We start from the raw sequence: 8,364 nt of genomic DNA, 5'->3' as shown, positions 1-8,364 counted from the left end.
GGACACCCCGCAATCCGACACCGCCCCGCCTTCGACAGTTTCCCGGTGGCGGTGGGGCCATCCACGCCATGCGTGGATCAAATCTGTCAGATATCGACAAACAAAATGGGGTCGGATCCGTTTTCCTGCGGAAAACGGATCCGACCCCAAGAGATGGTCCGACAGACCGCGGGAAACTGTCGAAGGCGGGGTGGGTCCGGTTGGGGGGGCGTGAGCGCCATGGATGGCGCGACCGAGCCTCCATGGACGGATTCACGGCGTCCCCCGCAACCGGACCCACCCGGCCAACCCACAGGAACCCAGCTTTTGCTTCGGCCGTTGCTGTGTGGGTTGCCGGCCAGCGGCCGGCACTACAGCGGGTGCAGGGCGCAGCCCTGCCGAGAACCCTCAACCCTTACTGGAGAAGGGAACGCAGCATCCACGCGTACTTCTCGTGGGTCTGCAGGCGCTGGGTCATCAGATCCTCGGTCGGGGCGTCGTCAGCGTCGTCGGCCACGTCCAGCACTTCACGTGCCGTACGGCATACCGCTTCGTTGGCGACCACCAACTGGCGTACCATTTCACGCCAGTCCGCACTGTCGGTCAGGCCCGGCTCCTCGACGATCGAGGTCAGCGCAGCAAATTCCCGGTAGGAGCCCGGGGCATTGAAGCCCAGTGCGCGGATGCGCTCGGCCACATCGTCCAGTGCCGCCCACTGTTCGGTGTACTGCGTCTCGAACATGGTGTGCAGCGAGTTGAACATCGACCCGGTGACATTCCAGTGGAAGTTGTGGGTCTTCAGATAGAGCGTGAACGCATCGGCCTGGAACCGCGCCAAACCGTCGGCGATCTTCTTGCGGTTGCCCTGGGTGATCCCGATATCGATGTTGGGGGCCGACGGCGCGGAAGCCGCAAGCTTCTGCTTGCCGGTCTTGGGCTTGGTCGTGCTCTTGGTCTTCGCCATGGGGTTCCTCCTTGTGGAATCGTTGGCCTTCACAATAAATCAGTCTTGATGACTGGTCGCATTCAAAGTTTTAAACGAACCGATTGATGAACGCTATCGACAAAATGCCGCAGTCCCGCCAGCGCCAACAGCGTGCCGCCATCGACGGCGCCATGAGCCGCGACCGTGGACGATTGCTGGGAATGCTCTCGCGTTGCCAGGCCAAGCCACAGGATGCGGCGCTGGCCGCCAGCTTCGAGCAGGCCTTGCAGGTTTCGGTGCAGCGCCGGCAGGCGCGGGCGCAACAACAGCCGGCCATTACTCTGGACCCACAGCTGCCGATTGCGCGTGAAGCCGAGACCATCACCCAGCTGATCCGCGACCATCAGGTGGTGGTGATCGCCGGTGAAACCGGCTCGGGCAAGACCACGCAGCTGCCGAAACTGTGCCTGGCCGCCGGCCGTGGCCAGGCGGGCATGATCGGCTGTACTCAGCCGCGACGGATCGCCGCGCGTGCGGTGGCCAGCCGTGTAGCGCAGGAGCTGCAGAGCGAACTGGGCCAGCTGGTGGGCTACCAGGTGCGCTTCAACGACAAGGTCGGCGAAGACACCCGTATCAAGTTCATGACCGACGGCATCCTGCTGGCGGAGATCGCCAGCGACCGCTGGTTGTCGAACTACGACACGATCATTGTCGATGAAGCGCATGAGCGCAGCCTCAACATCGACTTCCTGCTCGGCTATCTCAAGCAGCTGCTGCGCAAGCGCCCGGACCTGAAGCTGATCGTCACGTCGGCGACCATCGACACCGAGCGTTTCGCCCAGCATTTCGACAACGCACCGGTGATCAGCGTCGAAGGCCGCACCTATCCGGTGGACGTGCGCTATCGCGCGCTGGAAGGCGAGGGCGAAGAGCAGGGCGAGCGCACGGTCAACGATGCCATCGTCTCGGCCATCGATGAAATCACCCGCCTGGATTCGCGCGGTGACGTGCTGATCTTCCTGCCGGGCGAGCGCGAGATCCGCGATGCGCACCAGTCACTGGAACGGCGCAAGTACCGCAATACCGAAGTGCTGCCGCTGTACGCGCGGCTGTCCAACCAGGACCAGGACCGGGTGTTCAACCCGGGCCCGAACCGGCGCATCGTGCTGGCCACCAACGTGGCCGAGACGTCGCTGACGGTGCCGCGCATCCGTTATGTGGTCGACCCCGGTTTCGCCCGCGTCAAGCGTTACAGCCCGCGCAACAAGCTTGACCGCCTGCACATCGAGCCGATCCCGCAGGCCAGTGCCAACCAGCGCAAGGGCCGCTGTGGCCGCGTGGCCGAGGGCATCTGCTATCGCCTTTATGCCGAGGCCGATTTCCAGGCACGGCCGGAGTTCACTGATCCGGAGATCCGTCGCTCCAGCCTGGCCGGGGTGATCCTGCGCATGCTGCAGCTCGGCCTGGGCCGCATCGAGGACTTCCCGTTCCTTGAGGCGCCGGATGAGCGGGCCGTCGCTGATGGTTGGCAGCATCTGACCGAGCTGGGGGCGATCGACAGTGAGCGCCATCTGACCGCGATCGGCAAGCAGATGGCGCGCCTGCCGGTGGACGTGAAGCTGGCACGCATGCTGGTGGCCGCACAGGCGGCCGGTTGTCTGCGGCCGATGCTGGTGATCGCCTCGTTCCTGGGCATCCAGGATCCTCGCGAGCGACCGCCCGAAGCGCGTGGCGCCGCCGACAACGCACATGCACAGTTCGCTGACGGCCGCTCCGAGTTCGTCGGTGTGTTGCGCCTGTGGGATGCCTATCGCCAGTCCCATGAGGATCTGACGCAATCAAAGCTGCGTGATTGGTGCGGCCGCCATTTCCTTGGTTTCCTGCGCATGCGTGAATGGCGCGAGCTGCACCGGCAGCTGCGCCTGCTGTGCGAGGAACTGGGCTGGAAAGAAGAGACCAATGAGGTATCGATGGCGCCGCTGCTGGCTGGCAGCAGTGCCCCGCCAGCCGCACGCGACGATGCCACTGCGGTAAAGGCGACCCGTGGCCAGCTGCACCGTGCCGCGCGCCTGGCCCGCGAGGGCAAGGCCGAAACGGCGCCCGCGCCGGTCGCCGCGCGTGCGCAGAAGGACCAGGTGCCCGACGGCGGTGGTTACAGCGAACGTGTCCGCGCCACTGCCTACCAGACCCTGCATCGGGCGCTGGTGGCGGGCCTGCCCACGCAGATCGGCCATCGCAGCGAGAAGGGCGATTTCCAGGCGCCGCGCCAGCGGCGTTTCCTGCCGTTCCCCGGCTCGACGCTGTCCAAGCGGCCGCCGCCGTGGCTGCTGGCGGCCAACCTGCTGGATACGCAGAAGGTGTGGGGCATGACCCTGGCGGCAATCGAGCCGGACTGGGTGATTGCCGAACTGCCGCACCTGCTGCTGCGCAAGCACTTCGATCCGCATTGGTCGCGTGCGCAGGGCCAGGTGCTGGCCTCCGAACAGATCAGCCTGTTCGGGCTGGTGCTGGCACCGAAGAAACCGGTGCATTACGGCCGCATCAATGCCGGCGAAGCGCACGACATCTTCGTGCGCCAGGCACTGGTGACCGGTGAGATCAACACCCGTGCCAGCTTCGTGGCCGACAACCAGAAGGTGCTGGAGCAGGCCCGCGAGGAAGAAGCCAAGCTGCGCCGTGCCGGCATCGTCGCCGACGAGGACTGGCAGGCACGCTGGTACCTGGACCGGGTGCCGCCGCAGATCCACTCCGCGTCCGGGCTGGATGCGTGGTGGAAGGCGTTGCCGCCGGAACAGCGCAAGGGCCTGCACTGGTCGCTGGTGGATCTGCTGCCGGGTGAAGGCAGCGAGCAGGAGCGCTACCCGAAGTACCTGGCCCTGGGCCAGGCGCGGCTGCCGCTGCACTACCGTTTCGAGCCGGGCGCCGAGGATGACGGCGTGACCCTGGACGTTCCGTTGCATCTGCTCAACGCTCTGGATGCGGTGCAGTTGGGATGGCTCGCGCCCGGTTTCGTTGCCGACAAGGCGGCGGCGTTGATCCGCAGCCTGCCCAAGGCGATGCGGCGCAACTACGTGCCAGCGCCGGATTTCGCGCGCGCCTTCTACGAAGTGTTCTCGCAACCCAGCGCCGATGCGATCACCGGTGAGCTGGCGCGCTTCCTGTCACGGGCAACCGGGGCAAGCGTGGCCGCGACCGATTTCGAGCCCGGTTCAATCGAGCCGCACCTGCACATGAACCTGCGGCTGCGCGATGAGCAGGGCAAGGTGCTGGCGACGTCGCGCGATCTGGATGTGCTGCGTGCGAAATTCGGCGGCCAGGCCGGCGATGCGTTCGCCGCGCGTGCCGGGCGCGAGATGGCGGCCGATGGTCTGCGCACGTTCCCGGCCACGCCGATTCCGCTGCAGGTGCCGGGCGAAGCCGGCGTGCCGGCCTATCCCGCGCTGAAGGATGAGGGTGACAGCGTCGCATTGCGTATCTACGCCGATCGCCAACAGGCCGAGGAATTACACCCGCTCGGCGTGCGCCGGCTGCTGGAGATCGGCCTGGGCGAGAAGATCAAGCAGGCACGCAAGCAGTTGCCGGTCGCAGCGAAAACCGGCCTGTTGTACGCCTCGATCGAAACCCAGGAGCGCCTGCGTGGCGATCTGGTCGATGCAGCGATGAATGCCGTACTGGCCGACGGCCTGGGCGATATCCGCGATGCGGTGGCATTCGAACAGCGCCGCGAACACGCAGCAAAAACGCTGTTCGGCGAAGCCATGCAGCGGTTGAAGCTGGCCGAGTTGATCCTTGCCCTGGTGGCCGAGTTGAAGCCGATGCTGGAGGCGCCGTTGATGGGCTGGGCGCGCGGCAATCTGGATGACATGGAAGCGCAGCTGGTTGGGCTGATTCATCCGGGTTTCCTGCGTGACACACCGGCCGATGCCCTGGCGCAGTACCCGCGCTACCTGAAGGCGATGATCCTGCGCACCGAACGTGCCAAGCGCGATCCGCCGCGTGACCAGGCGCGCATGCTGGAACTGCATCCGTTCCTGGAGGCGTTGCAGGTGGGCGAGCGGCAGGGCCTGCGCGAGCGGCCGCAGTGGCAGGCACTGCGCTGGGACCTGGAAGAACTGAGGGTGTCGTTGTTCGCGCAGGAGCTGGGCGCACGCACCGGCGTTTCGGCGAAGAAACTGGCGCAGCGGGTGACCGCACTGCGCCAGGCCTCGTAACCCCTGGCCCTGACCCCGCCGGGTGCTCGCCGGTGGGGTCAAGCGGAATGCCATCCACGCATGGCGTGGATCTACTGCGGGTCCCGGCGGTAGCGGCCGATGGCGCCGTTACTTGGTGCGGCGCACCTTGGGCTGGGTGTTCACGCCTTCGACCTTCAGGTACCACACGCCCATCACCCCGGGGCTGATGTTGACCTTCGGCGATTGCTTGCGCACGCCGGAAACCGAGGTGGTATCGGTCTGTTCCCACTGCTGGCCATTGTCCAGCACGTAGATCCGGCCCTTGCCGAAACCGCGGAACTCGCCCTGCAGCACGCCGCTGATCGGCTCGTTGCTGCCGAAGTCGAAGAAGCCGCGGTTCTTCACGATCACTTCCTGACGGCCTTCCTCGCGCGCTTCTTCGCGCACCGCAGCGACGGCTTCGGTGGTGGCGGCTTCAACCTTGCCCTGCAGCCAGCGGTTCAGCGTGGCCAGCTCGGCGGCATTGAGTTTGTCCAGGCCGGCGGCCTTGAATTCGGCCGCTGACATCTGCTGCTGCAGGTCACCCTGCACCACGCGCTGGGCCAGCGCGGGTGCCGACAGGGACAGCAGCAGGGCGGCACAGGCCAGCAGGCGCGGGCGGAAAGGCAGGGTGATCGAAGGCATGGCGGAACTCTCCCGTGGATGTCAGCGAGTGTAGCGGCATGTCCACATTCCCGGCGATGGTGGCCGCGGCGATTGTTCCTGAACGGCTGCGGCGCTAGTGTAGGGGCTTCTGTCTTGCCTGCTCGATGCTGTGAACCGCGCTTCCGTCCCCGGCCTGGATGCCTTGTTGAACCGTCCCTCGGCAGCCGTGCTGCCTGCTCCGCTGCGCCAGGCCCTGCGCGGGCATTGGGAATCGCCGGACTGCGACCCGCAGATGCGTGCCAGCTGGTCGGTGCTGGGCGATACCCTGGACGCGCTGGCGATGCTCTCGGCAGACGAGGGCGCCGTGGTGGCGGCCCTGCTGTTCGATCTGCCGGGCCTGCGCGTCCACCTCGACACACTGCCGTTGGGCAGCCACAAGGCGGCGGTGATCGGCCTGCTCGACGGCCAGGATGCGGCCGACCCGGTGTGGGCCCTGCATGCCGGTCGCGAGGCGGGCCGCAACAGCGAAGGCCTGCGCCGGTTGCTGCTGGCCATCATCCGCGACCTGCGGGTGGTGCCGATCCTGCTGGCCCGGCAGCTGGCGCGCATGCGCGCGGCCGACAAGCTCGATGAGGAGCAGCGCCGCGCGCTGGCCCAGTTGACCCGCGACATCCATGCGCCGCTGGCCAACCGGCTGGGCATCTGGCAGTTGAAATGGGAACTGGAAGATCTAGCGTTCCGCCACCTGGAACCGGACACCTACCGGCGCATCGCGCGCGAGGTCGACGAAACGCGCATCGCCCGCGAGCGCTACGTCGAGAACGTGAAGAAAGTGCTGTCGCGCGAACTGGGCGTGCAGGGCATCCGCGCCGAGGTCAGTGGCCGGCCCAAGCACATCTACAGCATCTGGCGGAAGATGCAGAAGAAGCGCCTGGCCTTCGACCAGCTGTATGACATCCGTGCGGTACGGGTGATGGTCGACGACGTGGCCGCCTGCTACGCCGCGCTCGGGGTGGTGCATGCGCTGTGGGCGCCGGTGCCGAGCGAGTTCGACGATTACATCGCCCGGCCCAAGGCCAACGATTACCGCTCGCTGCACACGGCGGTGGTCGGCCCGGAAGGGCGCACCATCGAAGTGCAGATCCGGACCCACGACATGCACGCACAGGCCGAGCTGGGCGTGGCCGCGCACTGGAAGTACAAGGAGGGAGGCAAGGGCGCGGAGAAGTCGTTCGATCGCAAGATCACCTGGATGCGGCAGCTGCTGGAGCAGGCACAGGACGGGCAGGGCAATGAACTGGCCGGCGCGCTCGATGCCGAGCTGACCGAAGACCGGGTCTACGCGTTGACCCCGAAGGACGAGGTGCTGGACCTGCCGCAGGGTGCCACACCGCTGGATTTTGCCTACCAGGTGCACACCATGGTCGGGCACCGCTGCCGTGGCGCCAAGGTCAACGGCCGCATCGTGCCGTTGACCTACCGGCTGCGCAGCGGTGATCGGGTCGAGATCCTGACCGGCAAGGAGGCCGACCCGCGCCGCGACTGGCTGATGCCGGCCAACGGCTTCCTGGCCAGCAACCGCTCGCGCGAGAAGGTGCGCAGCTGGTTCCACAAGCTGGACCGTGCGCGCAACGTGCAGGCGGGGCGCGAGCTGCTGGAGCGCGAACTGAAACGGCTGGGCCTGCAGCATTCGGACCTGTCCGCGGCGGCGAAGAAGTTCCATGCCGATAGTGTCGACGACCTGTACATCCAGGTCGCCCTCGGCGATACCGGCCCCAACCAGGTCAGCCGTTCGCTGCTGGAAGCCGAGCGTGCCGCCAGCCAGCCGGCGCCGACGGCGGCATTGCCGCGGCCGACCGCGCGCCGCGAAAACCTGGGCAAGTCCAAGTTCACCGTACAGGGCGTGGGCAACCTGCTGGTGCAGCTGGCGCGCTGCTGCCAGCCGGTGGCAGGCGAACCGATTGTCGGCTACCTGACCCGTAGCCGGGGTGTCACGGTGCATCGTGCAGACTGCGTCGCACTGGCGCGGCTGGCCGCGACCAGCCCGCAAAGGATCCTGCCGGTGGAATGGGGCCAGGCCGGCGGTGGCTACGAAGTGGACGTGGTGGTCGAGGCGGTCGACCGCCGCTGGCTGCTGAAGGACATCACCAACCTGATCGCACAGGAAGACGCCTACGTGCTGGACATCCACAGCGACAACGTCCGCAACAGTGGCCGCGCGCATCTGCGCCTGCGGCTGAAGGTCAGCGACTACGGCCAGCTGTCGAACCTGCTGGGCAAGCTTGATGCGTTGCCCGGCGTCAGCGAGGCGCGTCGTCTGGGCTGAGCTTCACGCTGCCCCGGCTACCCTGCACGCATGGAACGCGAGCCCCCGCATCGCTCACACGGCGCCGCACATCCGGCGCTCGATCGCGTTCGCCGCGAAAGCCGCTGGTGGTGGCTGCAGGCGCGCCATGCACGCCGGGTGTGGCGTTGGGCGCTGTTGGCTGCTGCAGCGGTGTTCGTGCTGCTGGTGCTGGTGCGCAAGCCGCTGGCCGACTGGTTCTGGGATGAGCCACAGATAGAACAACTGCTGGCCGAGGGCGATCGCGCGCTGACCGAAGGCCGCTTGACTGCGGGCGACGGCAGCGGCGCGCGCGAACG

Annotated in this window: 4 protein-coding genes and 1 pseudogene; 3 read left to right on the top strand and 2 right to left on the bottom strand. The window is 66.9% G+C overall.

What is annotated here, in order from left to right:
• Positions 1-394: 394 nt before the first annotated feature.
• A complete protein-coding gene (locus tag AC27VL_RS19435) occupies positions 395-943 on the bottom strand; it encodes a Dps family protein (RefSeq protein ID WP_089236539.1) in 549 nt (182 codons plus the stop codon).
• 86 nt (positions 944-1,029) lie between these two features.
• Here AC27VL_RS19435 and hrpA point away from each other — a divergent pair, with 86 nt between their 5' ends.
• Positions 1,030-5,115 (top strand): ATP-dependent RNA helicase HrpA, encoded by a 4,086-nt coding sequence (hrpA, locus tag AC27VL_RS19430; protein WP_488767964.1) that lies wholly within the window; start codon positions 1,030-1,032, stop codon positions 5,113-5,115.
• Positions 5,116-5,223: 108 nt separating this feature from the next.
• On the opposite strand, the gene AC27VL_RS19425 is transcribed toward hrpA, so the two are convergent.
• Entirely contained in the window at positions 5,224-5,760 is a 537-nt protein-coding gene (locus AC27VL_RS19425; RefSeq protein WP_488767962.1) for a hypothetical protein, read from the bottom strand.
• Positions 5,761-5,890: 130 nt separating this feature from the next.
• Here AC27VL_RS19425 and AC27VL_RS19420 point away from each other — a divergent pair, with 130 nt between their 5' ends.
• Together AC27VL_RS19420 and AC27VL_RS19415 are read left to right on the top strand one after the other, a co-directional pair.
• Positions 5,891-8,047, top strand: coding sequence for a RelA/SpoT family protein (locus AC27VL_RS19420; protein ID WP_488767960.1), 2,157 nt, complete (start codon positions 5,891-5,893; stop codon positions 8,045-8,047).
• 30 nt (positions 8,048-8,077) lie between these two features.
• A pseudogene (locus AC27VL_RS19415) lies at positions 8,078-8,364 on the top strand (hypothetical protein); the annotation flags it as partial.

It is taken from the genome of Stenotrophomonas sp. 14P6.2.3 (genome assembly GCF_057799055.1).
Note: the sequence above shows the minus strand (reverse complement) of the source record. Positions and strands in the feature narration are given on the sequence as shown.